At 54.6% G+C, this 25,780-nt stretch carries 26 protein-coding genes; 15 read left to right on the plus strand and 11 right to left on the minus strand.

What is annotated here, in order from left to right; translation table 11 throughout:
• Positions 1–266: 266 nt before the first annotated feature.
• The 3 genes from ACYVHB_RS16435 to ACYVHB_RS16445 all read right to left on the minus strand — a co-directional run bounded on the left by ACYVHB_RS16435 (position 267) and on the right by ACYVHB_RS16445 (position 2,239).
• Entirely contained in the window at positions 267–413 is a 147-nt protein-coding gene (locus tag ACYVHB_RS16435) for a hypothetical protein (RefSeq protein WP_461052850.1), read from the minus strand.
• An 18-nt stretch (positions 414–431) separates the two neighbouring features.
• Positions 432–848: a Crp/Fnr family transcriptional regulator gene (locus tag ACYVHB_RS16440; protein ID WP_461052851.1), complete on the minus strand. Its 417-nt coding sequence runs from the start codon at positions 846–848 to the stop codon at positions 432–434.
• A 452-nt stretch (positions 849–1,300) separates the two neighbouring features.
• Positions 1,301–2,239, minus strand: a complete 939-nt coding sequence (locus tag ACYVHB_RS16445; RefSeq protein WP_461052852.1) for an SDR family oxidoreductase — start codon at positions 2,237–2,239, stop codon at positions 1,301–1,303.
• 110 nt (positions 2,240–2,349) lie between these two features.
• Here ACYVHB_RS16445 and ACYVHB_RS16450 point away from each other — a divergent pair, with 110 nt between their 5' ends.
• Positions 2,350–2,709 carry a winged helix-turn-helix transcriptional regulator gene (locus ACYVHB_RS16450; RefSeq protein WP_461052853.1) on the plus strand — a complete coding sequence of 120 codons (360 nt, stop codon included), beginning with the start codon at positions 2,350–2,352 and terminating at the stop codon, positions 2,707–2,709.
• 237 nt (positions 2,710–2,946) lie between these two features.
• Here the strand turns inward: ACYVHB_RS16450 and ACYVHB_RS16455 are convergent, their stop codons facing one another.
• The 6 genes from ACYVHB_RS16455 to ACYVHB_RS16480 form a co-directional block, all read right to left on the minus strand.
• Entirely contained in the window at positions 2,947–3,759 is an 813-nt protein-coding gene (locus ACYVHB_RS16455) for a type 1 glutamine amidotransferase domain-containing protein (RefSeq protein ID WP_461052854.1), read from the minus strand.
• 318 nt (positions 3,760–4,077) lie between these two features.
• Positions 4,078–4,545: a RidA family protein gene (locus tag ACYVHB_RS16460; RefSeq protein WP_461052855.1), complete on the minus strand. Its 468-nt coding sequence runs from the start codon at positions 4,543–4,545 to the stop codon at positions 4,078–4,080.
• Positions 4,546–4,558: 13 nt separating this feature from the next.
• On the minus strand, positions 4,559–4,729 hold the full coding sequence (locus ACYVHB_RS16465; protein ID WP_461052856.1) for a hypothetical protein: 171 nt from the start codon (positions 4,727–4,729) through the stop codon (positions 4,559–4,561).
• Positions 4,730–4,750: 21 nt separating this feature from the next.
• Positions 4,751–5,500 carry an SDR family oxidoreductase gene (locus ACYVHB_RS16470; protein ID WP_461052857.1) on the minus strand — a complete coding sequence of 250 codons (750 nt, stop codon included), beginning with the start codon at positions 5,498–5,500 and terminating at the stop codon, positions 4,751–4,753.
• Positions 5,501–5,626: 126 nt separating this feature from the next.
• A complete protein-coding gene (locus ACYVHB_RS16475) occupies positions 5,627–6,340 on the minus strand; it encodes an SDR family oxidoreductase (RefSeq protein WP_461052858.1) in 714 nt (237 codons plus the stop codon).
• Positions 6,341–6,475: 135 nt separating this feature from the next.
• On the minus strand, positions 6,476–6,829 hold the full coding sequence (locus tag ACYVHB_RS16480; RefSeq protein WP_461052859.1) for a winged helix-turn-helix transcriptional regulator: 354 nt from the start codon (positions 6,827–6,829) through the stop codon (positions 6,476–6,478).
• 169 nt (positions 6,830–6,998) lie between these two features.
• On the opposite strand from ACYVHB_RS16480, the gene ACYVHB_RS16485 reads away from it, so the two are divergent.
• The 4 genes from ACYVHB_RS16485 to ACYVHB_RS16500 all read left to right on the plus strand — a co-directional run bounded on the left by ACYVHB_RS16485 (position 6,999) and on the right by ACYVHB_RS16500 (position 8,574).
• Entirely contained in the window at positions 6,999–7,286 is a 288-nt protein-coding gene (locus ACYVHB_RS16485; protein ID WP_461052923.1) for a DsbA family protein, read from the plus strand.
• Positions 7,255–7,434, plus strand: coding sequence for a hypothetical protein (locus tag ACYVHB_RS16490; protein WP_461052860.1), 180 nt, complete (start codon positions 7,255–7,257; stop codon positions 7,432–7,434). The genes ACYVHB_RS16485 and ACYVHB_RS16490 overlap by 32 nt, the downstream gene beginning before the upstream one ends.
• A 41-nt stretch (positions 7,435–7,475) precedes the next feature.
• Positions 7,476–7,907 carry an organic hydroperoxide resistance protein gene (locus ACYVHB_RS16495; protein WP_461052861.1) on the plus strand — a complete coding sequence of 144 codons (432 nt, stop codon included), beginning with the start codon at positions 7,476–7,478 and terminating at the stop codon, positions 7,905–7,907.
• Positions 7,908–7,998: 91 nt separating this feature from the next.
• Entirely contained in the window at positions 7,999–8,574 is a 576-nt protein-coding gene (locus tag ACYVHB_RS16500; protein ID WP_461052862.1) for an ester cyclase, read from the plus strand.
• Between the two features lie 154 nt (positions 8,575–8,728).
• Here ACYVHB_RS16500 and ACYVHB_RS16505 read toward each other — a convergent pair whose 3' ends face one another.
• Complete coding sequence (locus ACYVHB_RS16505) at positions 8,729–10,039, minus strand: NmrA family NAD(P)-binding protein (RefSeq protein WP_461052863.1); 1,311 nt, start codon at positions 10,037–10,039, stop codon at positions 8,729–8,731.
• Between the two features lie 144 nt (positions 10,040–10,183).
• Here ACYVHB_RS16505 and ACYVHB_RS16510 point away from each other — a divergent pair, with 144 nt between their 5' ends.
• From ACYVHB_RS16510 to ACYVHB_RS16550, 9 genes are all read left to right on the plus strand, one after another.
• A complete protein-coding gene (locus ACYVHB_RS16510; protein WP_461052864.1) occupies positions 10,184–10,510 on the plus strand; it encodes a winged helix-turn-helix transcriptional regulator in 327 nt (108 codons plus the stop codon).
• Positions 10,511–10,731: 221 nt separating this feature from the next.
• Entirely contained in the window at positions 10,732–11,346 is a 615-nt protein-coding gene (locus ACYVHB_RS16515) for an RNA polymerase sigma factor (protein ID WP_461052865.1), read from the plus strand.
• A gap of 69 nt (positions 11,347–11,415) precedes the next feature.
• Positions 11,416–12,516, plus strand: coding sequence for a FecR family protein (locus ACYVHB_RS16520; protein WP_461052866.1), 1,101 nt, complete (start codon positions 11,416–11,418; stop codon positions 12,514–12,516).
• A gap of 106 nt (positions 12,517–12,622) precedes the next feature.
• On the plus strand, positions 12,623–16,093 hold the full coding sequence (locus tag ACYVHB_RS16525) for a TonB-dependent receptor (RefSeq protein WP_461052867.1): 3,471 nt from the start codon (positions 12,623–12,625) through the stop codon (positions 16,091–16,093).
• A gap of 15 nt (positions 16,094–16,108) precedes the next feature.
• Positions 16,109–17,554 carry a RagB/SusD family nutrient uptake outer membrane protein gene (locus ACYVHB_RS16530; protein ID WP_461052868.1) on the plus strand — a complete coding sequence of 482 codons (1,446 nt, stop codon included), beginning with the start codon at positions 16,109–16,111 and terminating at the stop codon, positions 17,552–17,554.
• A 39-nt stretch (positions 17,555–17,593) separates the two neighbouring features.
• Entirely contained in the window at positions 17,594–18,946 is a 1,353-nt protein-coding gene (locus ACYVHB_RS16535; RefSeq protein WP_461052869.1) for a polysaccharide pyruvyl transferase family protein, read from the plus strand.
• 30 nt (positions 18,947–18,976) lie between these two features.
• Entirely contained in the window at positions 18,977–20,332 is a 1,356-nt protein-coding gene (locus tag ACYVHB_RS16540) for a polysaccharide pyruvyl transferase family protein (RefSeq protein WP_461052870.1), read from the plus strand.
• Positions 20,333–20,342: 10 nt separating this feature from the next.
• Positions 20,343–21,629: a polysaccharide pyruvyl transferase family protein gene (locus ACYVHB_RS16545; RefSeq protein ID WP_461052871.1), complete on the plus strand. Its 1,287-nt coding sequence runs from the start codon at positions 20,343–20,345 to the stop codon at positions 21,627–21,629.
• Between the two features lie 180 nt (positions 21,630–21,809).
• Positions 21,810–22,577 (plus strand): sugar phosphate isomerase/epimerase family protein, encoded by a 768-nt coding sequence (locus ACYVHB_RS16550; RefSeq protein ID WP_461052872.1) that lies wholly within the window; start codon positions 21,810–21,812, stop codon positions 22,575–22,577.
• A gap of 3 nt (positions 22,578–22,580) precedes the next feature.
• Here ACYVHB_RS16550 and ACYVHB_RS16555 read toward each other — a convergent pair whose 3' ends face one another.
• Positions 22,581–23,495, minus strand: a complete 915-nt coding sequence (locus tag ACYVHB_RS16555) for an AraC family transcriptional regulator (protein ID WP_461052873.1) — start codon at positions 23,493–23,495, stop codon at positions 22,581–22,583.
• Between the two features lie 135 nt (positions 23,496–23,630).
• Between ACYVHB_RS16555 and ACYVHB_RS16560 the strand changes: the two genes are divergently transcribed.
• Positions 23,631–25,769 (plus strand): glycoside hydrolase family 36 protein, encoded by a 2,139-nt coding sequence (locus ACYVHB_RS16560; protein WP_461052874.1) that lies wholly within the window; start codon positions 23,631–23,633, stop codon positions 25,767–25,769.
• Positions 25,770–25,780: the final 11 nt, after the last annotated feature.

The raw sequence follows: 25,780 nt of genomic DNA on the forward strand, positions 1-25,780 counted from the left end.
AAAAAGATGATTTTATTAGTAAACCCGTAAGTACCAAAAGGCCGCGCTAAGATTCAACTGGCGTGACTTCTGGGTAGAATAATTATTTCAGCACAGACCAGCTACTGCTGCACCATAGATTAATAAACTACCTAAATCGCTTAGCGTAATTCTCTACCGTCCGCGGCTGCGGTCCACTTACTAAAAGAAGCTCGTAAAGGGAAAGCACGAAAGTCTTTTTCAGTTGGTCATTTGTATAAGTGAAGAAGTGGGGTTGCCCTGACTGGCTACCGTCCGGCCATGCTCCGCCGAATGCGGCTGAGTTGAGTAGGCGTTACGCCGAGGTAGGACGCAATGTGGTACTGCGGAATAAGCGGCTCTAAGTGGCCATAATCGCGCTGAAACTGCTCGTATCGCTGACCTGCATCCAGCAAGACCAGTTCGACCTCGCGCTATTCTTTCTGGGCAAAATACAATTCGGCATACCGCCGGGCAATGCGCTCCAGGTCGGGAAAGCGGTCGCAGGAGTCGTTGAAACGGGCGTAGTCGGCCACCCAGATCGTGCAGTCGGTCATGGCCTGCTGGTAGATCAGGTTGGGTTTTCCCGTCACTAAGGAGGAATAGGCTCCGATGCTGGTGGGGGCGGTAAAAAAGTGTTTGTTGTACTCGGTGCCGTCGGCGGTGCGGTAGAACACTCGAACCACGCCCTCACTCATAAACGCCAGCGTATCGGCCACCGGCCCGGCCTCCACAAAATAGTCGTATTTGTGGAGTAGTCGCTCGTGAAACAACGGCTCGATGGCCTGCCAGGTAGCCGCCGAAAGCGGGGCAATGCCGTTGAAATAGGTATAGAGCGAAGCCGGAGTCATAGTCAGTAACGAGTCAGTTGATGTAGCCCGTATTTTGTTGGCCGATGACGAGTTGCATCATCATTCAATGAATGCCTGGGTTCGTCGGCTGACCTGCCGCCAGATTTAGCAAACCATTTATGAGCAACTCAGCACGGAGAGATTAGTCGATGTCAATCAATTTGAGGGCCTGAAAGGCCGATTCAGGAGCCGCAGCGATACATAAGTACAAGTTAAAAGGCTCAGATATTGCTCTAAAGTTAAAATTTTCTGAAACCGTGAGATGAAAAAATAGTCCAGCCGGGCTATTTTGAGCCGGGCTACCGAAGTCGTAATGTTTGACTCTTCGTCAAGCGCGAAAGCAGGCGTTAAAGTTTAGGGTGGTGGAGTAGAAAGGTCATAACCGGGATAGCTGCCTGATGCGCTATCCCGGTTATGGTTAGTATAACGGACAGGCCGCCAGTGCGGTTGTTTTACGCAGCTACCGATTGGGAAAAGGCCGCCCGGTGCTGCGCTACCCACTCTTGGATACTGGTCATCCTGACGGGCAATTGGGCGAGAACGGGGGTCATATCGGCCCGATAGTTTGGGCGTTGCGTAGGATCATCCCACATCTGCTGGTAGGCGGCAGCTACCTCATCCCCCGCGCCCGGCCCGAACAACCCGTTCATAATGGCACCGAAATCCTGCGGAGGCATGGCGTAGTACGTTAGGTCGCGGCCCAGCCCTTCCGAAAAAGCCTGCGCCAAAGCCGGGCCATCGGGGTTTTCAAGTCCGCTGATGGACCAGTTGCTGCCCGCCAGATCGGGCCGTTGCAGGGCGGCTGCCACTAAGGCGCTCACGTCGTCAGAAGCGATCCAGCCTACGGGCATATCGGCGGGTATGGGGTAGGCTATGCGGTCTTCATTAATCACAAACGGGACCGTCCAGGGGCCGAGCAGGTTTTCCATATACACGCCGGGCTGAAGAATGATGTGCGGCAAGCCCGGGCCGCGTTCGGCACTCTCCTGAAGATACTGCTGAATATCGAGCCGGACATCGTAGGCCGGGTTTCCCGTCCGAACGGGCAGAATGGGCCCGCTGGTGTTCCAGACGAGCAGTTTCACTCCAGCGGCTTTGGCGGCATCAATGGCCCAGCGACCGTAATCGGCGACGTCGGCAGGATTGGCAAAAAACGGAATCAGTAACGAAACCGCGTCCATCCCTTCGCTCAGTTCATGCAGTCGGGCGGTATCGGCCATATCGCCCTCGACCACAATGGCCCCGGCCTGTGCGTGGTGGGCGGCTTTGTCGGCGGAGCGGGTCAGCACGTAAGGCTGGTGGCCTGCCTGTAGCAGGTGCGTTGGCACGGTTTGAGCCTGTGAGCCGGTGGCTCCATAGACCAGTACGTTTAGTTTTTTGTCAGTGTTCATACCAGATGATTGATTAAATCCGGTGTAAATGTCAGCCGAGCTTGCTATATATTATATATGTCTATACTTTTGTATACCGGTATACTTTTGTATAGAATTTGACAATCAACATGAGAGATACATTTTGCACGGCCAACCTTCGCCCGGTGGCCGATACACTTGAGCTTCTTAGTGGCAAGTGGAAACTACTGATTCTGTCACTGCTCCACGGCGAAGGCCCCCTGCGCTTCGGCGAAATGGGACGCGCTATTGGCAGCATTACCCCCCGAATGCTGTCCAAAGAACTAAAAGACCTGGAGCAAAACAAACTGGTCGAACGGCGGGTGTATTCGACCATGCCCGTTACGGTGGACTATCGTCTGAGCGACTACGGCCAATCGCTGGAACCCGTTATGATTGCTCTCGGCGAGTGGGGCAAAACCCACCGCAGGCGAATCATGCAACCACCAATAGAAGCCGTAGCCAGTTGACCAACCCTTCCACTTTTGACCGTAAAAAGCCCGATGGTCGAACAGATTAGTTCAGTTGATACGTATCAACTAAGTGCATTAACTGACTGACCGCTAAACAGCGTTGGCTGTGTTTCTGCTATGATTACGTACTGATAACGCCAACAAAAGCGCCACTAAGTCAGACAGTGGCGCTTTTGTTGGCGTTGTCGCAGCCGGGAACTCGTTTCTGAAGGCTGATTACGCCCGATGCGTGACTTACTGGCGGCTCACTTTGAGGTTCTGGCTGGTTGCGTACTGGCCAAGTGCCTCGACATACAACTTGCTGAAGGTCAGGTTGGAGTAGGGATTCTGACTCGTTACCAGTTCGCGGTCGCGGAGGGCAAACGCTTTCCTGTTGCCGCCTTTTTCGTAGACCAGCCCCAACTTCTTCAACTGCCGGGCAATGTGGCGTTGGTGCGGCTTCCCCTTCATCACGAACGTCTCAATGAACAACTCCTCCACCCCGGTTACGGCACTGACCCGATACCCGATAAAAGGGTTCTGCGCTTTGGGCATGGCCAGCAGCAGGGCCGGGGCGTGGCAGACCAGCCCAACGGCTTTACCCTGACCGGAGAAGGTACGCAGGATCTGCGCTACAGCAGGGTCTCTGACCAAATCGACCATCAGCCCCTGGCCACCCGGAATCACTACACCGGCGTACTGGTCGGCGTTGGCCAGTGCGGTTGCCAAGGGTAAGGGATGGCGGAAAGCGGGGTGCTGCCGGGCAAAGTCGGTTGCTTCCTGCCGGAGTGAATCCTGGCCGCGCCAGTATTTTTCCTTGTAGCTCTCCGGGTCTATCGACGCGGCTATACCCTGGGGCGTAGCAAACTCAACGGTGTACCCAGCCGCCACAATAGCTTTGTAGGGTATGTACACTTCACTCAGGAAGATACCCGTTGGGTGTAGTCTGCCATTTTTCAGGGGCAGCTCGTTGGCGGCACTGGTCAGAAACAGCACCTTTTTGGGTTGGGCAATGGCCCCTAAACTAAGCAGTCCGGCTGCTGCAGCGATTAACACTATTCTGGTCATAGCGGTATTGTTTTGGTTTGTTGAGCAAAACTACCGGGGCCAGCCGACGCCCACATTTACATAGGTAAAGAAAACAGGCTGACCGATGAGACTGATAATTACCCGATGAACTACTCCGTCAACCCCGTGGCTTGTCAGCCAATAAAACGTGTATGTATGGTCTCATTCGACATGGGTCAGATTCGCCCGAACCTGACTCGATTCAGGATTTTATGCGTAAATGCGGGGTAGTCCACACAGACGAGAGGTAGTTGATTTTGTCTGGGATCAATCAATGCACCACAACTTTTCACGGTGAATTTGTCCAACCAACCGAGGCTAAGACAATACATTTTTTAATGTAAATGATGTTGTGAGCGCAATTGGAGCGTTCATGGGCAGGCGATGAACGCCATATAAAGCCCGGGCGTGCCGCCCGGCATCACCTAACGTTTTTAAAAACAAACTTGACGCCCCATCTAATACCTTGGGGAAGTCGTCCCAATCGTCAACCGTGAGCATGTAGGCTTCGATCATGTTGAGGCTATTGATTCTTTCAAAACCCACATATTTATTGATTTGAGCTAACACATTCAACGCACATAACTCAGCGGCATGGTAACCATTCTGAGTAGTCAGTTCTAATCCCAATCGGCCCCGGTAGACCAGTTTGTTGTTTACCAAAGGAAATTGAATGGCCACGTAGGCTATGTTCTCTACAATTCGTACCGATTCATAAAGACCACCCGGCTTAGGAGGCTCTGGAAGCAACAAACCTTGTTCCGATAGCTTAGTGATAACGTCCATCTTAGATACCTGCTTAACCGGCTGACTCGGGGGCATGAGCTGAACTTTCGTAAAACGTATACCTACAGCCATTGAGGACCGTGCGGCCGACCAGAGCTACATCATACCCTGCTTTGCTAAATTGATTGGAGCCGGACCGGCTGATACCCGGCCCGGTGCCAATGACGGCGATGGTCTGTCTCATAGAGTCATCGGGTAGTTCGTATTACACTTGTACCAATCCGCCGTCCACGTAAATCTCGCTGCCCATCATGTACGACGAATCGTCGGAGGCCAGAAACAAAACCGCTTTAGCCACTTCGGTCGGGGTGCCGAAGCGTTTCATGGGTACGCCCGTCAGAATGCCTTCCGAAAAGCCCGCAATCTGCTCGGCCGACAAACCGGTTTTGTTGAAAAAGTCGGTCTGGATCGGACCGGGGCTAACCGCATTGACCCGGATGTTACGACCAATCAGTTCAGTAGCCAGTGTTTTATTGAGCGACTGAACGGCCGATTTAGCGGCTGAATACACCGACCAGGTGGCCAGCCCTAACTCGGTAGCGGTGGAGGTGTTCAACACGATGGCGCCACCCTCGCTGATCAATGGAACCAGATGCTGGATGGTAAAGTAAACACCCTTCACTAAGATGTTGAACTGCTCATCGAAGTGGGCTTCGTCAACCGATTCCATCAAACTGTAGCGGGCATACCCGGCGTTAACGAAGAGTGCGTCGATGCGCGGGCTGATAGCCCTGATGTGGGCCGCTAACGCCTTTACGTCGGTCATGTTTCCTGCGTCGGAGACAATGCCGTGCGCGGAGTTACCCAACTCGACTACAGTTTCGCTGACCGTTTTTTCATACCGACCAGTGAGAATAACGGTCGCTCCTTCCCGAATGAACTCGACGGCGGTAGCTTTGCCAATCCCACTCGTGCCGCCGGTGACAACGACAACTTTGTTATCAAATTTACCCATTGTTGCGCTTGATTTTGATGAAGACTTGATTAAAACTGGAGTGCCGCAGCCGGACCTTACCGGCGTTTCGGTTAAAACTTGGTGAGAATGGGGGCAGAACGACCCGCCTGAAACCTGCCGCTTTTGTCAGACTAAGCGCCCTCCGCCGTCGATGTGAATGATTTCGCCGGTGACCGACTCATTCCGCATCAAAAAAACGACCGCTTCGGCCACTTCTTCGGGCTGGGCAATTCGCCCAACGGGTAAGGTCTGAGCAACGCCGTCGAGTAGGGCCTGCTTGTTTTCGCCCAGGACCGTATCCCACATGGGCGTATCGGTCCAGCCGGGCGAAACGGCATTGAAGCGAATGGGGGCCAGTTCGAGAGCCAGTACCCGTGCCAACTGTTCAGCCGTTGAGGTGCCAATACCCGAAACCCAGGCACCCTTCACGGGCCGGTCCGTCGATACCCCACCCGTAAAAACGAACGACCCGCCCGCCCGCATTTTAGCAGCCGCAGCCCGCACCACATAAATGCTGCCCAGCAGCCGTATGTTGAACGCAACAAGCTGGTCAGCAACGTTTCCGTCGAGAAAGTTGCTGAGTTTGGTCGTGCCAGCCGCTACAAATACGTGGTCGATTTTCGTAAAACGGGCGAAAAACTGGTTGACACCCGCTTCGTCTGTCACGTCGAGTGCGTAGGTTGACACAGCACCAATCGTGCTGGCGGCCTGGGTGGCACTGGCTTCGGTGGTGCCGGTGATGGTAACGTTGGCTCCCTGTTGAAAAGCCAGCCGGGCGGTGGCCAGGCCCATGCCTGAACTGCCGCCGATGATGAGTACGTTTTTGCCTTTTAGGTCCATTCTGTGCTTGATTTACCGGCACAAAATTGGGTTACCCTGCTACGGCAAATCAAGTAGTTACGGAATTGTGTGTCACGCACGAAAACGGTAGTGTGTTGATTGATAGCTATTTAGCGACATCATCAACTCAATTTATTATAGCGCATTGGCCGGTACGTGTTCCTGAAACTTTTGTTTTACCCGCTCAATGGCCTGATGCTCGTCGCCCCAAACCGACAACTGCTCTAAGATGGGGATGAACGACAACCCCAGCGGAGTCAGCGAGTACTCGACCCGGGGTGGCACCTGGGCAAACACGACCCGCTCCACAAAGCCGTCGGTCTCCAGCTCCCGGAGTTGATCAGTCAGCATTTTTTCGGTAATCAGCGGGATAGCCCGGCGCAACTCCCCGAAGCGAACGGTTCCCCCGTTGAGTTGCCAGAGGATAATCATCTTCCAGCGACCATTGATCAGAATCAGACTGCTGGTGATTGGGCAGTTGGTGATCATCTGCAATTGGTTACGGGAATTTGATGAGGTTAACTTTCTCATTGTCAGATTACTATGTTTTTCGTGGGTGGCACACAATTCCGTAACTACTTGATTAGGAAGTGCCGGACAGGCCAATTTTGTATCATCAATCAGCCCGGTAGCACACCGGATAATCAGTCAACTAATGATGAATCCGGTACAAATCGACCTAATTTCTTATTTGGTTTGCCCCTGGTGCTACATCGGGCGGAAGCGGCTGGCCAGGGCGATAGCCCAATTGCCCGACCTCGAAACACGTATCCGCTGCCAACCGTTCGAGTTGTTTCCCCGGATTCCGGTCTCCGGTGTCGAACGGCAAAGCCACCTAAGGGAGGTCTTCGGCTCGGCTCAGCGACGCAATGCCATTTTTGCGCAGGTAGCCGAAGCCGGCCGGACCGGTAGACGTGCGCGATCAGCAGCGACACTACCGGTTTAGCAGCATCACCAGCGTACCCACTTATGTTTTCAACGGTGCGTTCGCGCTCGTTGGGGCGCAACCACCGGCGCAGTTCATCCGTGCTATTTACCAGGCCGCTGCGCTGGTTCCTGACCCCATTGACGCCTTGCCGTCTCCCACTGCTTAATCAGTCAATTTTTATTATAAATTTCAAAACAACCAAGTATCATGGAAACACAAACAGCGAAGGACCTTTACGTAGCCGAAGTAACCACCGTTGGTGGCCGCAACGGTCACGCCCAGTCGTCAGACGGCCTCCTGAACGTTGATCTGGCCTTCCCCAAAGAAATTGGCGGCAATGGCGGGGCCACGAATCCTGAGCAGCTTTTCGCGGCTGGTTTTTCGGCCTGCTTCGGGCAGACGCTGGGCATTCTGGCATCACAAAAGAAGCTTCCCGTCGATGTGAAAAACATCGCCGTTAAAGCGGACGTGCATCTGCTGTTGAAAGAAGTCGGGTACTGGCTGGCAGCAGACATCGAGGTCAGTCTGCCGGGACTCGACAAAGCCACTGCCGAAGCGTTAGTAGACGATGCCAAACACTGGTGCGCTTACAGCAATTCTACGCGGGGCAACGTCGAAACGACTTACCGGATCATTTAAGATCAACTCATCGAGTACGGAGCGCAGAAACGCTGTGCTCCGTATTAACCACCAATCAGGGTACACCTAAATTGATAAGCAGGGTACAATCATGAAAGCAGTCAACTCAATTTTCCGAACAGCCGCCCTCTGCGTGGCTTTGCTGGCAACGGCCCTCGCCTGTAGGAAGGACATGGACAATGTTCAACCGGCTACGGCCAGTTTGGTGGCGGCTAACGCGGTATTGGGCCGTGCTTTTTTCGATGAGGGCATCAACGGCACAACGCCCGCAGCCCGTGCCGCAGCCTTCACCCGGATTGTGTCGCCCGACTACCAGCAGTACAATGCGGTGGCCCCACCGGGCCGCGACGGCCTGATTGGCTTCGTGGAGGTGTTCCGCTCGGCCATTCCTGACCTGCGGGCCGTGGTGCGTGATGTATTTGCCACCGACGAGCGCGTCGTTGTGCGGTGGACCATCACGGGTAGGGCAACAGGTACTCCCTTTCTGGGCATACCAGCAACGGGCCAGCAACTGGAGTTCGACGTGATCGACATCTGGACGGTGCAGAATGGGCAGCTCTACGAACACTGGGACCAGTTCGACTGGCCGCGCTGCTTCATTCAGCTTGGGGTAAAGGGTCTGCCCGCTCCGTTTGTCGATGCCGCCAGCCGCCCCGTAAAACGCTGATTAGCTTAGCGGCTGTTGAGCAATGCCGCCAATGGGTACGTCCCTGTTTAAACCCCAGTCTAATTAGTTAAACGAGTAGTTACAACTCAGAACAACACAAATCAGTAAGTAGTCCGGCAGGCGAGTAGTACAACCTGACCGGACTACTTTTGCGTTAAGGAAGCGATACAATACCAAGTTGTTGCAGAATCGTCAGCACATCAAACTGCTCCCAGTGTTCGTGAATTTTACCGTCTATAATCCGGTAAGTTGTGATGCCCCGGACCTCGAATTGCTTTTGGGTGGGGGCGACGCCCATAAATTCGCCGACATGCTGACAGCTTGATGTCCAGATGCCTGTGTATAGGTTGCCTTCCTGGATGAGTTTTTCAACGGTGTACCGTTGCTCAAACACTTGATTGATGAACGCTACCGTCTGCCGAAAACCAGCTTTATCCGGCGTGCCGCCAAAAGCCGGAGAGTGATCTACAAACGTATCGGCAACCAACTCATCAACAAGCGCAGCTGCTTTCTGTGGGTCATTAGCCGTATACAAATCAGCGAAAAAGCGGGCAGTGGGATGTCGACCAGTCGGTTCCACTGAGCCAACGCCCCATTGAATCTGCCTGGCCCATTCATCAAACGGGAGTGGAGCAATGGGTAATTTCAGCAGAGTTGACTCCCGTAAGTGCAATGCCTGGAGGTGTTTCGCATTACCTGCCACGAAACGATAAATATTCGCAATCTCCCTGGCGGGACCGAATGGACCGGACAATTGCTGCTCAAAGTCGTCGGGCGTAACCGCTACGTACTGAATAGGCTTACCCAAGAGAGTGGAGAGACCCTGCGCCAGATCGTCGCCCGTCAGGAGTTGCAAACCGCCTAAGTCAAGTTTTTGTCCCACTAAATTTGGGCGTTTGATGGCCGCCACCGTGTACCGAACCAAGTCACGATGGCTCAGCCACGCGATTGGCTGGCCGGATGCAATTGGGTAAGCTAATATACCTTCGTTGGCCAGGAGTGGGATCGACCAGGGGGCCGCCAGATTATCCAAATAAATAGTTGGGCGGATTGAAATGTAAGGCAGTTCCTGAGCGTCGAAGAGACGCTCGGCCTCCAGTTTGCTATCAATGGCTATATAGCCTGTCTTCTCGGCGGGAACCGGAATGCTGGTGTTAAAGACAATCGACTCGACAGCCGACGTGCGATATGCCTGAACTACGTTGCGGGCAAAGTTACTGATTCTTTCCGGGTCAAAAATCAGCGGAAATACCAGCGAAATGTGCGCTACATCGACGAACGCTTTGCCAAGGCTATCGACATCGTCAAGGCTACCGTAAACCACTTCGACTCCCCTTTGCTGCAGGCTCTGCGCTGATTCGCCTGGGGTTATTAACGCCTTCACCGAAAAGCCTTCCTCCAGTAAGGCAGTCACCACGGCCCCACCCTGAAAACCAGTTGCGCCAGTTACTAATACTTTTTTCATGCGAAATTCTGTTGAAATAAGCTGTTTAACTGCACAAAGGTTGACCAAAACAAGTACTTTTGTTAAGTACTTACACAAAGGTATTGTATCGTACAGTTTTGGATTGTAAAGCTCATTATCAGCGTGTTATAAAACATTTATTTTATGAAATTTAAAGATGAAGCAAGCGGCTGCCCCGTTCGTAAAGCACTCAGTGTTATCGGCGGTAAGTGGAAGCTATTACTGATCTACCAAATTGGGGAGCAGTCCAGGCGGTATGGTGAGTTGAAACGCCTGCTGCCAGACATCACCGAGCGTATCCTGATTCTACAGTTAAAAGAACTCGTTGATGATGGCTTGCTGGCTCGTAAGTCATACGGCGAGGTTCCACCCCGCGTCGAGTACGCACTCACGGAGCGGGGTAAACGCGTGTTGTTGCTGGTCGAACAGTTGGAACGCTTCGGGCTGGAATACGTAGCCGCAGAGATCTAAACTCAGCCACCCGATCACTTGGATGCGGTCGCAGCGTAACGAGTATTAAAATACCGAAAATCACGCCCGCAGCCGACCGTTCAGACTATTTACGTTGGACTGGTTCCGGTTGATGGGTGGCGATTACACTCAATCGTTAGATGTGGTTTCAAAGCTGCTTTACCCTGTGGTCTTAGTAGCGGATCAGGCAAACGCCCCTTGATTGCAGTACCTCAGAACGCATGAATTCCCTTAACCCAAAACCTGCTCAAACCGATGGGGTGCTCTGGCAGCAACTCCAGAAGGGCAGTGAACTGGCGCTGGGTAAACTCATCAACCGGTACTTCAACCCGCTGCTGAACTACGGTCATAAATTCGTCCGCGACGAAGCGTTTGTAAAAGATTGCGTGCAGGAAGTCTTCATCGAAATCTGGAACCGGCGCGACCGCGTCAGCACGCCCGACAGTGTGCGGGCCTACCTGCTGAGTTCGGTGCGGAAGCGGGTGCTGCGCGAAGGCTACCGGCAGCAGATCAACCGCGACGACGAACCGGCTGACTTAGAAAATAACGGAAACCTGATTGATTTTTCGCCCGAGTGGACAGTAATCGAGCAGGAAAGTCTGGCCGAAACCACGCACCGAATCGCCGAAGCCCTGGCCAAACTTCCCAAACGGCAACAGGAAGTGATCTACCTGCGTTACTACCAGAATCTGGAGCGCGACGACATTGCGGCCATCATGAACGTTAATCCGCAGTCGGTGTCGAACTTGTTGCAGGCGGCCTACACGTCGATGCGCGAAAACTGGCCCATGCTGATGGTGTTGATTACCGGCTGGCTAACCCGTTTTTCTAAATAATTTACTGTAAACCAGTATCCGACGCCAGAATTTGCCATCTGACAGCACGAATCATTCGTACTCCGCGCTATGGAAACCGATTATCGAACGTTTACCCTTGACGACCTTGCCCGCGACGAACGATTTCGCCAGTGGGTCATTGAGCGCGATCCGGCAGCGGAGCGGTTCTGGCTGGCCTGGTTAACGCAGCACCCCGACAAGCGGGATACCGTTCAGGTGGCACGGGCGTTTTTACTGGCGCTGGAAGAGGAAAACACGGCCCTGCCCGCCAGTACGCTGGCCGAAATCACCGACGACGTCGCCCAGGCTGAACCGGTGCGGGTGATCCCTTTAGGGCGGAGCAACGCCTTTCGGGTGGCGGCTTCGGTGCTGCTGGTGGTGGGCGTTGGGTATGCAGGCTACCGGTTCCTGCACCAGCCCGACCGGCAGCTACAGGCCCAGATTCGCCAAATTAATCCCGCGCTTGTCGATAACCCGGTCAGGCGAATCAATGCTACGGCTCAACTGCAGTTAGTTCGGCTGGAAGACGGCAGCGTGGTTCAACTCTATCCTAAGAGTACGCTCCAGTACCCGGCCCATTTTGCGGCCACCAACCGCGAGGTTTATTTGCGGGGCAAGGCGTTTTTCAACATCGCCCGCAATCCCAAAAAGCCGTTCTGGGTTCATACCAACGCCCTCTCGACGCAGGTGCTGGGAACGAGTTTTATGGTTAGCGCCTTTGCCGATGCGGCCCAGGCGAAGGTCGAAGTTAAATCGGGACGGGTATCGGTTTACCGGCTGAGCGACGTAGAAGGGGCAAGGCGCGACCAGCTTACCGAACGGGTTGGGGTAATTCTGACGGCCAACCAGCAGGTGGCCTACGCCCAAACCGACGAGCGGTTGGTGAAGACTGTGGTGGCCCGCCCCGCCGAGTTACAACTGGTTGGTTCGCGGGCATTTGTATTCGAGGAAACGCCCATTGCCGAGGTGTTCGCCCTGCTCGAAAAAACCTATGGCTTAGCCGTACTCTACGACCCGGCCACTATGAACCGCTGCTACCTGACGGCCAACCTGACCGACGAATCGCTGTTCGACAAGCTGGCCCTGATCTGCAAAATCACCCGGTCGTCCTACGAAATTGTGGATGGTCAGATCGTTATTCATAGCAATGGTTGCGATGCAAATGTCTGATAGTTAGCGTATTGTGCATTATCTATAAATTAATTCTATAAATAATACCAGAAAACCAGTATCTATCGGTACCGGCCGCCATCCATGAGAAAAACTTATGTGGTTTATGGCCAGATACTACTTAACTCCTTCACTCATTCGGGCGTTTATGCGATTCTCAGTGACGCAGCTATTGATAACTCTCCTGCTCGTGAGTGCCACCTACGCCCACGACGCGCTGGGGCAGGAAGTGCTCGAACAGCGCGTTACGCTCACAACCGACGTGGTTAGCTTGAAAGGTGCCTTAACCACGATTGAACGCAGCTCGAACCGGACGGCCCGCACCGGCGGACCGGTTGCCGTACGGTTCATCTTCAACCCGAAAGAAATCCAGATCAACCAGCGCGTCACCCTCAGAGGGCGGTCCGCTCCGCTCCGGGTCGTGCTGGATGAACTGCTGTCACCCCTACGCATCCGCTACGAAGTGACGGGCAAGCAAATTGCCCTGTTCAAAGACAACAGCACCGGCCAGGTATTGCCCACCGAAATCAGTACCAATACGCCCGCCCTGGCCGAACAGATCATTACCGGCACCGTGACCGACGAAAAAGGCGAAGGTTTGCCGGGGGTGACTGTCCTGTTAAAGGGTACTCAAAGGGGTACAGTCACTGAACCGTCGGGTAAATTCCGGCTGACGCTCCCCGACAGGCCGGACGCCGACCCGTCAGCCACGCTCGTGTTCTCGTTTGTGGGCTACACGACGCAAGAAATCGTAGTGGGGAATAAGTCTGTCGTCGATGTCAGGCTGGGCGCGGACGATAAATCGCTGAACGAAGTCGTGGTGGTAGGCTACGGCACGGTGAAGAAATCGGACCTGACCGGAGCCGTTGCCCGCGTGGGTGCTACGGACATTAAAGCCACGCCCATCGTGGCCTTCGACCGGGCGTTGCAGGGCCGCGCGGCCGGGGTGCAGGTGGTGCAAAACTCCGCCCGGCCCGGTGGGGAGGCTACCATTCGGATTCGGGGTTCGGGATCGGTCAATGCCAGCAACGACCCCTTGTATGTTATCGACGGATTTCCCACCACAGGTCTGAATTCCATTAACCCCAACGATATTGAATCCATCGAAGTGCTGAAAGATGCCAGTGCCACGGCCATCTACGGCTCGCGCGGCTCCAATGGGGTGGTGCTGGTAACGACCAAACGGGGCAAGGCGGGGAAAGCGGTCGTGAGCTACGAGGGGTATTACGGCACCCAGTCCGTTCGGCGGGCTATTCCGCTGCTGAATGCCCGGCAGTTCGCCGATTTTGTGAACGAAACCCAGACTAACAACGGAGGTAAGCCTTTCTTCGATGGCAGCACCGCCGACCGTCCCCTGCCGACTTCCCTCGGTGGAGGAACCGACTGGCAGGCCCAAGTGCTGCGCAAAGCACCCATTCAGAACCACCAATTGGGAGTCTCGGGCGGTTCCGAGAAGTCCCGGTACGCCGTTTCGTTCGGGTATTACGATCAGCAGGGCATCATCCTGAACTCGAACTTTAAACGCTATACGCTACGGGCTAACTTAGATAACGATGTGTCGTCGCGGCTGCGGGTGGGACTGACCGTGCAAGGGGCTTATACGACCGGTAACAACGCCCGGACGGAGGTGGATGGCAACGGCGGTGGTGGCGTAACCAGTGCTTCTTTGAGTTATTCGCCCACCTTTCCGGTGTATAACGCTGACGGAACGTACTATAAAAACTTAGGTACGCTGAATGGTTATTCGGTTGATAACCCGCTGGCCATTGCCAATGAAATTAGCGCCGAGAACTCCCTGATCCGTCTGCTGGCCAATTCGTTTGTCGATTATAAAATCATCGACGGGCTGAATTTTCGAACCAGTTTCGGGGCGGATTTGCAGGCCACCAAAGCCAATAATTACAGCACCCGGCTGGCCCTGGCCGGTGCTAATTCGGGCGGTTCGGCTTCCGTCAGAGCCATGCAAAGTATCGGCTGGCTCAACGAAAATACGCTGAATTATACCCGGCAGCTAACCGCCCGCCATACGCTGAATGCCCTGCTGGGTTACACCATCCAGAGTTTGACCACCGAAGACGTGACGGCCAGGGCTAACACGTTTCCCAACGACTTTGCCGAATACAACAACCTGGCGGCCGGTTCGTCCTTAGTTGCGCCCATTTCCGGGGCGAGCGACTGGCGGCTGATCTCTTACATCGGCCGGGTTAACTACGGCTTCGACGACCGCTTTCTGCTCACCTTCACCGCCCGCCGGGATGGCTCCTCGCGGTTTGGTGCCAACAACAAATTTGGTTTCTTCCCCTCGGGCGCGTTCGCCTGGAAGTTGGCCAATGAGAAATGGATGAAGAACCAGAACATCCTGTCGGACACTAAACTGCGGGTAAGCTACGGGCTATCGGGCAATCAGGAAATTGGCAATTACCAGTACTTAGCCAACATCGGCAACACGCCTTACGTGCTGGGTGGTGTGCTGAACTCGGGTGCCACCACCGCTGGCATTGCCAATCCCGATTTACGCTGGGAGCGAAACGCGCAATTCGATGCAGGACTTGACATGGGGTTATTCAACAACCGCATTCAGCTAACGGCCGATTACTACATTAAAAAGACCTCGGATCTGCTTTTTTTTGTGGGCGTACCAACTTCATCGGGGTTTGGCCCGACGCTGAAAAACATCGGCAGCGTTGAAAATAGGGGAATTGAGCTTTCCCTGACTACCGTTAACGTCAACAGGGGCAACTCAGGCAATTCGGGCAATCCAGCCGGGGGTGGTTTTCGGTGGACATCGGATATCAACCTGACGTTTAACCAGAATAAAATTCTGACCTTAGACGGTCGTCAGGAATTTACGACCGGCACCGACGCGGTGATTTTCGCAACGGCCGTCAACCCCATTCTGCTACGGGTCGGTAGTCCGCTGGGCAATTTTTACGGACGCGTGACGGATGGCATTTTTCAGAATCAGGGCGAAGTGGATGCCTCCGCTCAGAAAATGGCCAAACCCGGCGACCTGCGCTACAAAGACCTCAACGGGGATGGGATCATCAACGACCTCGACCGGGCCGTCATCGGCAATGCAAATCCTAAGCTGTTTGGGGGATTCAACAACACGTTCTCCTTCAATGGGCTGGAACTGAACATCTTTGTGCAGGGTGTTTCGGGAAACAGCATCCTCAACTACGGTACGTTCGATCTGGTCAACCTGACCGGGGGCAACAACCAGTCGGCCCGCGTACTGGACCGCTGGACGCCCACCAATCCCAGCACGACCATCCCCCGCGCCAATGCCGCAGGCGGCTCCCGCATTCTGTCCAGCTTTCAGGTGGAAGACGGGTCATATCTACGGGTAAAGAACATTTCCTTAGGCTACAACCTACCCAAAAACCTGCTGGGCCGCCTGTCGGTCAGTGCCGCCAAAGTGTACGTGACGGCCCAAAACTTCGTCACCTTCACCAACTACACGGGCTACGATCCCGAAGTAAACCGGTATGGCTCTTCGTCGCTCAGCCAGGGGCTGGACTACGGCGCTTACCCGGCCGCCAAAACGCTGTTAGTGGGCCTGAACCTGACATTTTAACCGTCGACCGAAGCTATGAAAATTAAGTACCTACTCCCCCTGATTGCCTTAGTGGCGCTGGGTTGCGAACAACAGCTCGATCTGGTACCCGTTACCAACCTGACCGACGTCACGTACTTTAAAACGGCTGATGACGCCAGAGCCGCGCTGGGAGCCTGCTACGCGTCGTTGAGTGCGCCCATTGAGCCGAGCTTAGATATGACCTCCACCGACGATGCGATTCCGTTCCTGACCGGAGCCGCCGACCGGCCGCTGCTCTGGCGGTACAACATTGTCCCGACCAACACCATTATCGGTTCCTACGCCGGTGCCTATACGGGTATCAATCGCTCCAACATTGTGATTAGTCGGCTACCGGGCATTTCGATGGATGAGAATCTGAAGAAACGCTACGTCGCCGAAGCGAAGCTGCTGCGGGCACTGCACTATTTCAACTTAGTCAGATTGTACGGCGACGTTCCTTTAGTCACGAGCGAAACCACATCGCTGGATGGCCTGTCGGTGCCGCGCGACCCCGTCGATAAGGTGTACGAGCAGATTGAAGCCGATCTGAAAGAGGCTGAAACGGTGTTGCCCAAGACCTACCCAGCGAGCGAATCGGGCCGGATGACGCAGGGAGCCGCCAAGGGGATGCTGGCGAAAGTGTATCTGACGCGGGCGGGTACCACCCGGACGTCACCCTACTGGACGCAGGCGGCTGCCAAAGCCAAAGAAGTGATCGACCTGGGCGCGTATGATCTGTATGCCAATTTTGCCGATGCCTTCGCCCTGACCGCCCGTGGCGGCCGGGAAAACATGATTGAAATACAATACCTGACCGATGTGCGGGGGCATAATCTGGGGCGGGGGTTTGGGGTACGTTCCGCGCCCATTTATCCGGCCGGTGGCGCGGGAATTGCCCGGCCCACGGCCAGCCTCTTCAACGCCTACACCGCTGACGATAAGCGCAAGCCCGTCACCTTCCTGACGTCCTACGTGTTCAACGGCGCAACCACGAACCTGTCCATCAGCGATCCCGACCCGACCAAAGCGGTGGCTATTCAGAAAGTTTGGGACAGAACGGCCCGCACTAACGGGGGCGAAGGAACCAGCATTCCCATTCTGCGCTACGCCGATGTGCTGCTGATGTACGCCGAAGCGCTCAACGAAGCGAATAACGGCCCAACTGCCGAAGCCTATGCCGCCCTGAACCGGGTTCGGATACGGGCCGGACTAACGCCGTTGTCGGGCCTGACGTATCAATCGTTCAAGGAGGCCACCTGGCTGGAACGGCGGCTGGAACTGGTCTTTGAAGGAAGCCGCCGGTTCGATCTGGTACGCACCGGTCGGCTGCTCGATGCGGTAAAAGCCGAAACCAGTTTCAATCGTAACCCCACCATCCAGCCGTTCCATATCCTGCTGCCGATTCCACAATCTGATCTGGATGCGAACCCAAATCTGAAGCAGAATTCGGGATATTAGCTTATGATAACCTTATCCACCCAAACACGCCGACAATTTATGGCGGCGGCAACCGCCTTGTGCGGCCGGTTCGCCGGAGCGATGACGCTCTTCCCCGGCATTTCCTTAGGGGCGGCTCCCGGAATGACGCCGGGCCGACCGCACCAGAATGCCGGTGGTGCGGCAATCCGACCACGGCGTATCGGTTCGGACCACCGCCCCCGCCACATCTTGCTGCGCTCGGGCTGGCAAACCGAAAACATCGGTGACATCGCCCATACGCCGGGCGTGCTGGTGCTGTTTGAAAAGTACCTCCCCGAAGCCATTATTACGTTCTGGCCGTATTACGAGTACCTGCCACCCCAGGAGGTAAAGATGCTTATGCACCGTTTTCCCAAACTGCGCATTGTAGAGGGTAAACTCGATGCCGAGGGCCGCGCATCAACCCCCGAACTCGAAACGCCCCTGATTTCAACTGATTTTATGCTGCATAACTCAGGTCCATTTATGGTCGCCTGGGCTGACGCGGAAGCGTTTCACAAACGGACCGGCAAGCCCTTCGGCGTGTACGGGGTCACGTATGGGCACTGGGTGTTTGGCACCCGCGAAAAGGAAACCCTTAATAAAGCGCAGTTCGTGTATTTCCGCGATTCGATGTCGTTGGAGAAAGCCAGACAAAACGGTGTCCACGCGCCCATTATGGAATTCTCGCCAGATGCGGTTTTTGCGTTGGACGTGCGGGATGAAAAAACCGCCGACGCTTTTCTGCGGACGCACAAGTTGGAAGAAGGTAAGTTTCTATGTTGCATGCCCAAGCAGCGGTTTACGCCCACCTGGTTGCACGTCCTGAAAAAGCGGCCCTTTGATGGCCCGAAGAACGCCCGTAATGAGGAGATGAAAGAACATGATCATATTCCCCTGCGGGAAGCTATTATTGCCGTGACGCGCCAGACGAACATGAAAATCCTCATCTGCCACGAAGACGAAACCGAAATGGGGATTGGTAAGGAGTGGCTGTTGGATAAACTGCCCGACGACGTTAAGAAAAAGGTGGTCTGGCTGGATCACCTATGGCCTTTGGACGAAGCCCTAAGTGTTTACCGGCGTTCGGCGGGGTTGTTTGGCCACGAGATGCACAGCCCCATTATGTGCATTGGCAACGGCATTCCCGCCTTAGTCGGGCGGTGGGTCGAGCAGAGCAGTAAAGGCCTGATGTGGGACGATATTGGGCTGAAGGAGTGGCTGTTTAATTTTGATTATGAGGACGACGTAAAACGACTCGTCCCAACCGTGCTGGCCCTGGCGAAGAACCCTGGAGCGGCTAAGGCCAAAGCCGTAAAAGCCCAGACGTTTGCCCATAATCGGCTCCGTGAAACGATGGACGTTGTTATAAAAGCCAGTGAGCCCGCTTAAAACCAGCTATTAGCCTTACCATACAACCTGATGACCTCACGCCGGGATTTTCTTAAAGTATCGTCTTTATCGGTAGCTGCCACCGCACTCCCCGTTCCTGACGGGCGGGCTGCACAAGCCGTGCGGGTTTCTTCGGCCCCAAAGCCTCTTATTTTGCTCCGCTCGTCGTGGAACGACCATAACATTGGCGACCAGGGGCACACGCCGGGTACGTTGCGGCTGCTCCAGCGGTACGTACCCGAAGCGGAAATCCTGCTCTGGCATCAGGACCCGCGCCCCGAAACCGAAAAAGTCATTACCCGGAATTTCCCGACCGTGAAAATCGTGCGGGGGGCATTTGCCGACGGCGATAAACCGTTTACCGGGGAACTGAAAGACGCGTTCGACCGGGCCAATCTGTACATCGTCAATTCGGGAATGGTGTATAACTACGGCCTGTTCGGCTACGACTGGCCCGCGACGATGGCCAACCTGACCCCGTTTTACTATTGTCTCGACCGGGGCATTCCATTTGGGTTGTACGGGCAGTCGTTCGACAAGTTTGCTCATCCGGCCATGCCCGTGTTCCGGGACGTACTGAGCCGGGCTGCGTTTATCTATACCCGCGACGACGAATCGCGCAAGTTTCTGAGCGAGAATAAGTTTATGCCGGGGCGGCCCTCCGTCGGCGTACTGGACTTTGGGCCGGATGGCTGTTTCGGGATCGATGTACGGGACGAAGAAAAAGGCCTCGCTTACCTGAAAAAAGTGGGCCTGGAGGAAGGAAAGTTTCTGGCGGTCGTCATTCGCACCAACACCAAGCATATCTACGACAAATCGGGGGGGAGCCTGATGAACCCCGCCCAGGCTACGCCCGAACAACAGGAACAGGACCGGGTACGGATGGGCTACGTCCGCGACCTCATCACGACCTGGGTGCGCGAAACGGGCCTGAAGGTCTTGCTGGCTCCCGAAGTGAGCAAGGAAGTGGCTCAGAACAAGCAGAAAGTGTATGACCTGCTCCCCGCCGACGTGCAGAGCAAGGTGGTCTGGCGCGATTCGTACTGGAACTGCGACGAAGCCATGTCGGTGTATGCCCGCGCCCATTCGATGTTCGGTATTGAACCCCACTCGCTGATTATGGGGCTGGCTTTAGGCGTTCCGGTGGTTCATGCCCGTTCGCTGACCCATGGGCGCAAGGGCTGGATGTTCCGCGACATTGGTTTGCCCGAGTGGTTGTTCGATATTGACAAAACATCGTCCGCCGACATCACCAAAGCCGTGCTGGACATTCACCGGGATTACCCGGCGGCCAAAGCAAAGGTCAAAAAAGCCATGACGTTCGTGGCCGACCGGCAAAAAGCCACCATGCAAACCGTGCGTAAAACTCTGAAATTAACCGCGTAGGCCCATTAGTATGAATCGCTCAATCATTCAAAATCGTCGTCAGTTTCTCAAAACGACGGGCCTGTTGTCGGCTGGTGCGTTGCTGATTCCATCGGTGTTGCAAGCCACGGGCAAACCCAATCCGGTCATTCTCATTACGTCGGGCTGGCAGGATGTCAACATCGGCGACATTGCCCATACACCGGGCTTCATTGCGCTGCTTAAAAAACGGCTGCCCAACGCGAAAATCATTCTCTGGAAACGCAGTAAGAGCGAACTTGTGGAAACGATGCTAAACCGGCATTATCCCGATGTTCGCATCATCCACGGGTCGGTAGATACCAACTTCATCCCCCAATCGGAGGAAGTGAAACAGGCTTTTACAGAAGCCCACCTGTTCATTCACGGCTCGGGACCTTACGTACTTGCCGCTGATTATCTGCGGGCCTGGCACCGCCAGACCAAAAAGCCGTTTGGTATTTTCGGCGTAACCACGCAGGAGGTGAACGCTGACCTGAAAGACCTGCTCCAACACGCTGCGTTTATTTACACCCGCGAAACGGCCTCCGTTGAGGTGCTCCGGAAAGCGGGCTTATCGGGGAAGCACATTGCCTTTGCCCCCGATGCGACGTTTGCCCTGACCATTCAGGATGAAGCGAAGGCACGGGCCTTCATGCAGGCCAATCAATTGATGCCCAAACAGTTCATCTGCGTCATTCCCCGGCTACGGGTAACGCCCTACTACCAGTTTCGACCCAACAACAACGGCTGGAGTGACGAGCGCGTCCGGCAGGTCAGCGAACTGAATAACAAGTACAAAGAGGTGGATCATGCCAAACTGCGGGAAGCCATGATTGCGTGGGTCCGAAAAACCGGCAATAAGATTGTTGTCTGCCCCGAAATGACGTATCAGGTCGATATCATGGACGAACTGCTGATTAACCCTCTGCCCGATGACGTAAAGCCTTTTGTGGTGAAGCACGGGTACTGGCTACCCGACGAAGCCGCTTCGTTGTACGCCCAAACGCATACAGTGTTGAGCTTTGAGTGTCATTCGCCCATTATTGCGGTTGCCAACGGAACCCCCTGTTTCTACCTCCGCCAGCCCGAAGATTCCATCAAAGGCCAGATGTATTATGATTTAGGCTTTGCCGACTGGACGTTTGAAATCGATCAGGCAACGGGTGAACAGATTACGAATCGGCTATTAGACGTAACCAATAATTATGCTGCCGCTCAGCAAACCATCCGGTCATCGCTGGCGACCGTGGGCAGGCGCTACGACGAGGCTTTTGCGCTGGTCTCCGCCACAGTTTGAGCCGTCCCTATTCAGTGCTAAGCAGTCAGGACCGGTCCGCCGGAGCGGACGAAAGTTTTAGTATTACCACGCAGGTTTTCCCGCGTATTGCTATCTGAAAGAGCTAAAGGAGTGACAAGGAATACAAGTGAATCGCCGGGCATATCGATCAAATTTTACGCGCCCGAATGGGGTAGTACCATGCCCTTCAATACCTTTTGCCGGAACGTAAAGGCGGCTGGCTATGATGGTGTCGAGATGGCCCTGCCCCTCGACATGGCGGAGCGCATGACGGTTACAGATACGCTTCGAGAGTACGATCTCGAACTGATCGGGCAGTACTGGCAGTCCTTCGAGCGCGACCTTGCCGAACACGGCCGGAACTACGAGAAATACCTCCGAAACCTGCTTTTGGCCCAGCCCGTTTTTATCAACTGCCAGACTGGTAAGGATTTCTTCACGTTCGACCAGAACAAACAATTGTTCAGTTTGGCAACCCGAATTTCGGCGGAAACAGGCGTCCGAATTATTCACGAAACCCACCGGGGTAAGGCCCTGTTTGCGGCCCATATCGCGCAGCACTATCTGACCCAGCTCCCGGAGGTCAGGATTTGCTTAGACATTTCGCACTGGTGCACCGTCCACGAATCGCTGCTCGCCGATCAGGCCGAAGCGGTAAACCTGGCCCTTTCGCGTGCCGACCATATCCACAGTCGGGTGGGGCACCCGGAAGGGCCGCAAGTCAATGACCCCCGCGCCCCGGAATGGGAAGGTACGCTCAACGCGCATCTGGTTTGGTGGGATCAGGTGGTCGAAGCGCGCCGAGCCAGGGGAACCCAGCTAACCGTCACGACCGAGTTCGGCCCGGCGACCTACATGCCCATGATGCCCTACACCCAGTTGCCCATCGGGAATCAGTGGGAAATCAACGTGTTTATGCTGAACCTGCTGAAAAGACGCTATGCCTGAGGGCTACAGCATACGCCGTGTTCCTTCGCTTTTCCGGTACTCCGCCGGTGAAACGCCCATTTGCTTTCTAAATAATCGCGAAAAGTAGAAGGGGTCGTCGATGCCTAACTGAGCCGCTACTTCATTGACGCGCAGATCGCTGAAGTGCAGCAACTGGCAGGCCCGCTGAATGCGCAGGTGATTGAAGTACTCGATGGGTGCGTAGCCAGTGTCCTGTTTAAATTTTCGGCAGAAGAATGACGTGGATAGATTAGCCGACTGAGCAATATTATCCAGTGTGATTGCATTCGACAGGTTTTGCTGCATGTAGCCAATGGCTTTGTTGCTGGGCGAGCTGCTGGGCCGGACCAGGCCGCGCTGAAAGGGTTCAGGCAGGACAAACGACACCAGAAAATAAGGAAGCGTCAGATTAGCGAAGAGCAGATTCGATTGGCTGTAACCATTCAGAAACGTCTCGTATATTCGGTCAAAGAGCGAAATTCGTTCGTTTGAGAACACCACCCGGACAACCTGGGCCAGGTTTTCACGATTACCCATGGCGGCCCAAACCGATTCATGGCAGGCCGTACCATTGATGTGAAACCAGTAGATCGTCCACGGATTATTGGTGTCAGCCGCATAGGAATGGGGCACACCCGGTGCAATGGCGTACATATCGCCCGCCTGTATCGTCACCCGGCCGTTAGGGACCTGAATCCAGCCCAGCCCGTCGGTGCAGTAGAGCAGAATCACCTGCGACATCCCAGTTGGCCGCTGGTAGTAGTGGTGCAGCGCCTTCGGGAAATACCCCATCTGGGTGATGAACAGGTTGTTGATGAGGGGCATTGACCGGCATTTCTCAACCACTTCTTTCGGGATCTCGATCATCCGCTCACCGGTAAACCCCCGGCCTTTTCGATTCTGTCGCTTCGTTGCCATCAGGTACAGATAATTTAGTGTCGAAGATAAAATAATCCAGCTTTATGCCAAAATACTCTATTTCCGTCTTCCCGGAATAATCGAACATTGCAGGCACAAAATGCAATGAAACAGTAGGCCGTTTATCGCCATTTCATGAATACTTATCGCTACCTGATTTTTCTGAATGTGCTTGTCGGCAGCATTGCTCTGGCTACTTCGGCGGCTTCCGCAGCGGCAGAGCCACCCTTTGCCAAATGGACTAACTCGGAGTTGATTCTCAACAACGGTCTCGTTCAGCGAACCATTAAACTACCGGTTGCGGAAGGTCCCTTTCTGACCACGCTGTACAAACCGGTTCAAGGGGAACACCAGTATTTCACCCAAACGAATCCTGATTTTCAGTTTGAACTGAACGGCAAAACCTACACTGGTTCGGGCGACTGGCGGCTGATTACAGTTCAGAAAATTACGGATGCCAAACAGGGCGACGGAGCGGCCGTGACCCTGCAAAGCAAAGACGGAGCGGTTGAAGTGAGCGTACGGTTTTTGCTGTATCCTGACCTGCCCGTCATTCGCAAAAACTTAGTAATCAAGAATCTGGCTAACGAGCGTGTCCAACTGGAATCGGTTGACGTAGAGAAGTTTACCGTTACAAAGTATTACGCCACCACGTTTAGCTGGATTTGCCACGACTACGGCCGACGGCGCTCTATTGGCCCCTACGATGGCACGATGCAGGATGCGCTGCTGACCGTTCACAACAGCGACTGGCAGCAGGGCCTCGTGATTGGCAACGAGGCCGCCGGGGTCGTTAAACACACGTCCGTATTCTGGGATGAGCCTGCCATTGTGAGTGGCCTGACTCACAAAGATGCCCGCTTCCCGTTTCGGAAACACCTTGCCAAAGGGGAATCCTTTACGACCCCACCCGTATTCACCATCGTTTACAACAACCACAAAGACCCCGACGAGGTACTGAATACCGCCGTTCCTGATTTTGTCCGCAAGCATCTGGGCATCCGGCTATCCGAACTGGCCCAAAAACCCACCTTCGTTTACAACACGTGGGTGCCTTTTGGCAAGGACATCAACGAAACGCTCATCCGGGAACTGGCCAAAGCAGCCGCCGATGCCGGGATGAAAGAGTTCGTGATTGATGACGGCTGGGCTGATAATTATGGCGACTGGATTATTGATAAAACGAAATTTCCCAATGGGTTGAAACCCGTTTTCGACTACATCAAATCGCTGGGCATGAAGCCGGGAATCTGGGTTAGTGTGGGCAGTGCCTCGCCCTATAGCAAGGTGTACCAAGCCCATCCCGACTGGTTCGTGCTGGACCAGCAGCAGCAGCCCGCCAATCTGCACGAGGATGATCTGAACATGCGTACGGCCTGCTTTGGCACCGGCTGGCGGGGCTACATTAAAGACGTGCTGCTCAAACTGGCCCTCGACTACGGGCTGGAATATCTGAAGCTTGACTTTACGGTCGTGACCAGCACCTACCGGTTCGGCAACAAGGTAACGGGTTGTTACGCCACGAACCACAAAGGCCATGCCGATCACCACGAGTCACTGTACACCAATTACGAAGACGTCTGGAAGCTCTTCGATGAGCTGCATGACGCCAAGCCCAATCTGTTTATTGACTGCACTTTTGAAACGATGGGCGGCCTCCAGTTGATTGACTACGCTATGCTGAAACACGCCGAAGGCAACTGGCTCTCCAACTTCAACGGCCCCGATGCCAAAGTAGACCTGCGGGTGAGGAACATGGCCTGGTGGCGTTCGCCGGCCATACCCGCCACCGCCTTAGTTATCGGCAATCCGGAGATGCAGGATAAGGGCTGGGAACTGCACATTAAATCGCTGGCCGGAGCCTTACCCATTATGCTGGGTGATCCCCGAAAGCTATCCGCCCCGGACCTGAAAACATACCGGACCTACGCCGATTGGCTGCAACGGCTGGAAAACAAGCATCAGATTATGAGCTACCGGCAGGATCTGCCCGGTTTTGGCGAACCGATGGAAGGCAGGTGGGACGGCTTCCAGCGTATCAATACCGAAACGAAGCAGGGCGGCATTATCGGCGTGTTCAGGCACGGTGCTACCGAAACGAAGCGGATGGTTACGGTCCGAAACCTCGACACTACGAAGCAGTATGAGGTCCGATTAATGGACGGGAAAGTCGTTGCATCCCTTAACGGACAGGCCCTTCAAACAACCGGGTTTGCGGTGACTTTAACCGACCCGTATGCCGGGGAGCTTTTTGAGATTAATGCTAAACGATAAACAACCTTAAA

This window comes from Spirosoma arcticum (genome assembly GCF_054779955.1).

Excerpts from the sequence above, each read along its gene's own strand:
- ACYVHB_RS16440 (WP_461052851.1), bottom strand. The coding sequence starts at position 848 with ATGACTCCGGCTTCGCTCTATACCTATTTCAACGGCATTGCCCCGCTT.
- ACYVHB_RS16445 (WP_461052852.1), bottom strand. The coding sequence starts at position 2,239 with ATGAACACTGACAAAAAACTAAACGTACTGGTCTATGGAGCCACCGGC.
- ACYVHB_RS16450 (WP_461052853.1), top strand. The coding sequence starts at position 2,350 with ATGAGAGATACATTTTGCACGGCCAACCTTCGCCCGGTGGCCGATACA.
- ACYVHB_RS16455 (WP_461052854.1), bottom strand. The coding sequence starts at position 3,759 with ATGACCAGAATAGTGTTAATCGCTGCAGCAGCCGGACTGCTTAGTTTA.
- ACYVHB_RS16460 (WP_461052855.1), bottom strand. The coding sequence starts at position 4,545 with ATGGACGTTATCACTAAGCTATCGGAACAAGGTTTGTTGCTTCCAGAG.
- ACYVHB_RS16465 (WP_461052856.1), bottom strand. The coding sequence starts at position 4,729 with ATGAGACAGACCATCGCCGTCATTGGCACCGGGCCGGGTATCAGCCGG.
- ACYVHB_RS16470 (WP_461052857.1), bottom strand. The coding sequence starts at position 5,500 with ATGGGTAAATTTGATAACAAAGTTGTCGTTGTCACCGGCGGCACGAGT.
- ACYVHB_RS16475 (WP_461052858.1), bottom strand. The coding sequence starts at position 6,340 with ATGGACCTAAAAGGCAAAAACGTACTCATCATCGGCGGCAGTTCAGGC.
- ACYVHB_RS16480 (WP_461052859.1), bottom strand. The coding sequence starts at position 6,829 with ATGATCACCAACTGCCCAATCACCAGCAGTCTGATTCTGATCAATGGT.
- ACYVHB_RS16485 (WP_461052923.1), top strand. The coding sequence starts at position 6,999 with ATGAATCCGGTACAAATCGACCTAATTTCTTATTTGGTTTGCCCCTGG.
- ACYVHB_RS16495 (WP_461052861.1), top strand. The coding sequence starts at position 7,476 with ATGGAAACACAAACAGCGAAGGACCTTTACGTAGCCGAAGTAACCACC.
- ACYVHB_RS16500 (WP_461052862.1), top strand. The coding sequence starts at position 7,999 with ATGAAAGCAGTCAACTCAATTTTCCGAACAGCCGCCCTCTGCGTGGCT.
- ACYVHB_RS16505 (WP_461052863.1), bottom strand. The coding sequence starts at position 10,039 with ATGAAAAAAGTATTAGTAACTGGCGCAACTGGTTTTCAGGGTGGGGCC.
- ACYVHB_RS16510 (WP_461052864.1), top strand. The coding sequence starts at position 10,184 with ATGAAATTTAAAGATGAAGCAAGCGGCTGCCCCGTTCGTAAAGCACTC.
- ACYVHB_RS16515 (WP_461052865.1), top strand. The coding sequence starts at position 10,732 with ATGAATTCCCTTAACCCAAAACCTGCTCAAACCGATGGGGTGCTCTGG.
- ACYVHB_RS16520 (WP_461052866.1), top strand. The coding sequence starts at position 11,416 with ATGGAAACCGATTATCGAACGTTTACCCTTGACGACCTTGCCCGCGAC.
- ACYVHB_RS16525 (WP_461052867.1), top strand. The coding sequence starts at position 12,623 with ATGGCCAGATACTACTTAACTCCTTCACTCATTCGGGCGTTTATGCGA.
- ACYVHB_RS16530 (WP_461052868.1), top strand. The coding sequence starts at position 16,109 with ATGAAAATTAAGTACCTACTCCCCCTGATTGCCTTAGTGGCGCTGGGT.
- ACYVHB_RS16535 (WP_461052869.1), top strand. The coding sequence starts at position 17,594 with ATGGCGGCGGCAACCGCCTTGTGCGGCCGGTTCGCCGGAGCGATGACG.
- ACYVHB_RS16540 (WP_461052870.1), top strand. The coding sequence starts at position 18,977 with ATGACCTCACGCCGGGATTTTCTTAAAGTATCGTCTTTATCGGTAGCT.
- ACYVHB_RS16545 (WP_461052871.1), top strand. The coding sequence starts at position 20,343 with ATGAATCGCTCAATCATTCAAAATCGTCGTCAGTTTCTCAAAACGACG.
- ACYVHB_RS16550 (WP_461052872.1), top strand. The coding sequence starts at position 21,810 with ATGCCCTTCAATACCTTTTGCCGGAACGTAAAGGCGGCTGGCTATGAT.
- ACYVHB_RS16555 (WP_461052873.1), bottom strand. The coding sequence starts at position 23,495 with ATGGCAACGAAGCGACAGAATCGAAAAGGCCGGGGGTTTACCGGTGAG.
- ACYVHB_RS16560 (WP_461052874.1), top strand. The coding sequence starts at position 23,631 with ATGAATACTTATCGCTACCTGATTTTTCTGAATGTGCTTGTCGGCAGC.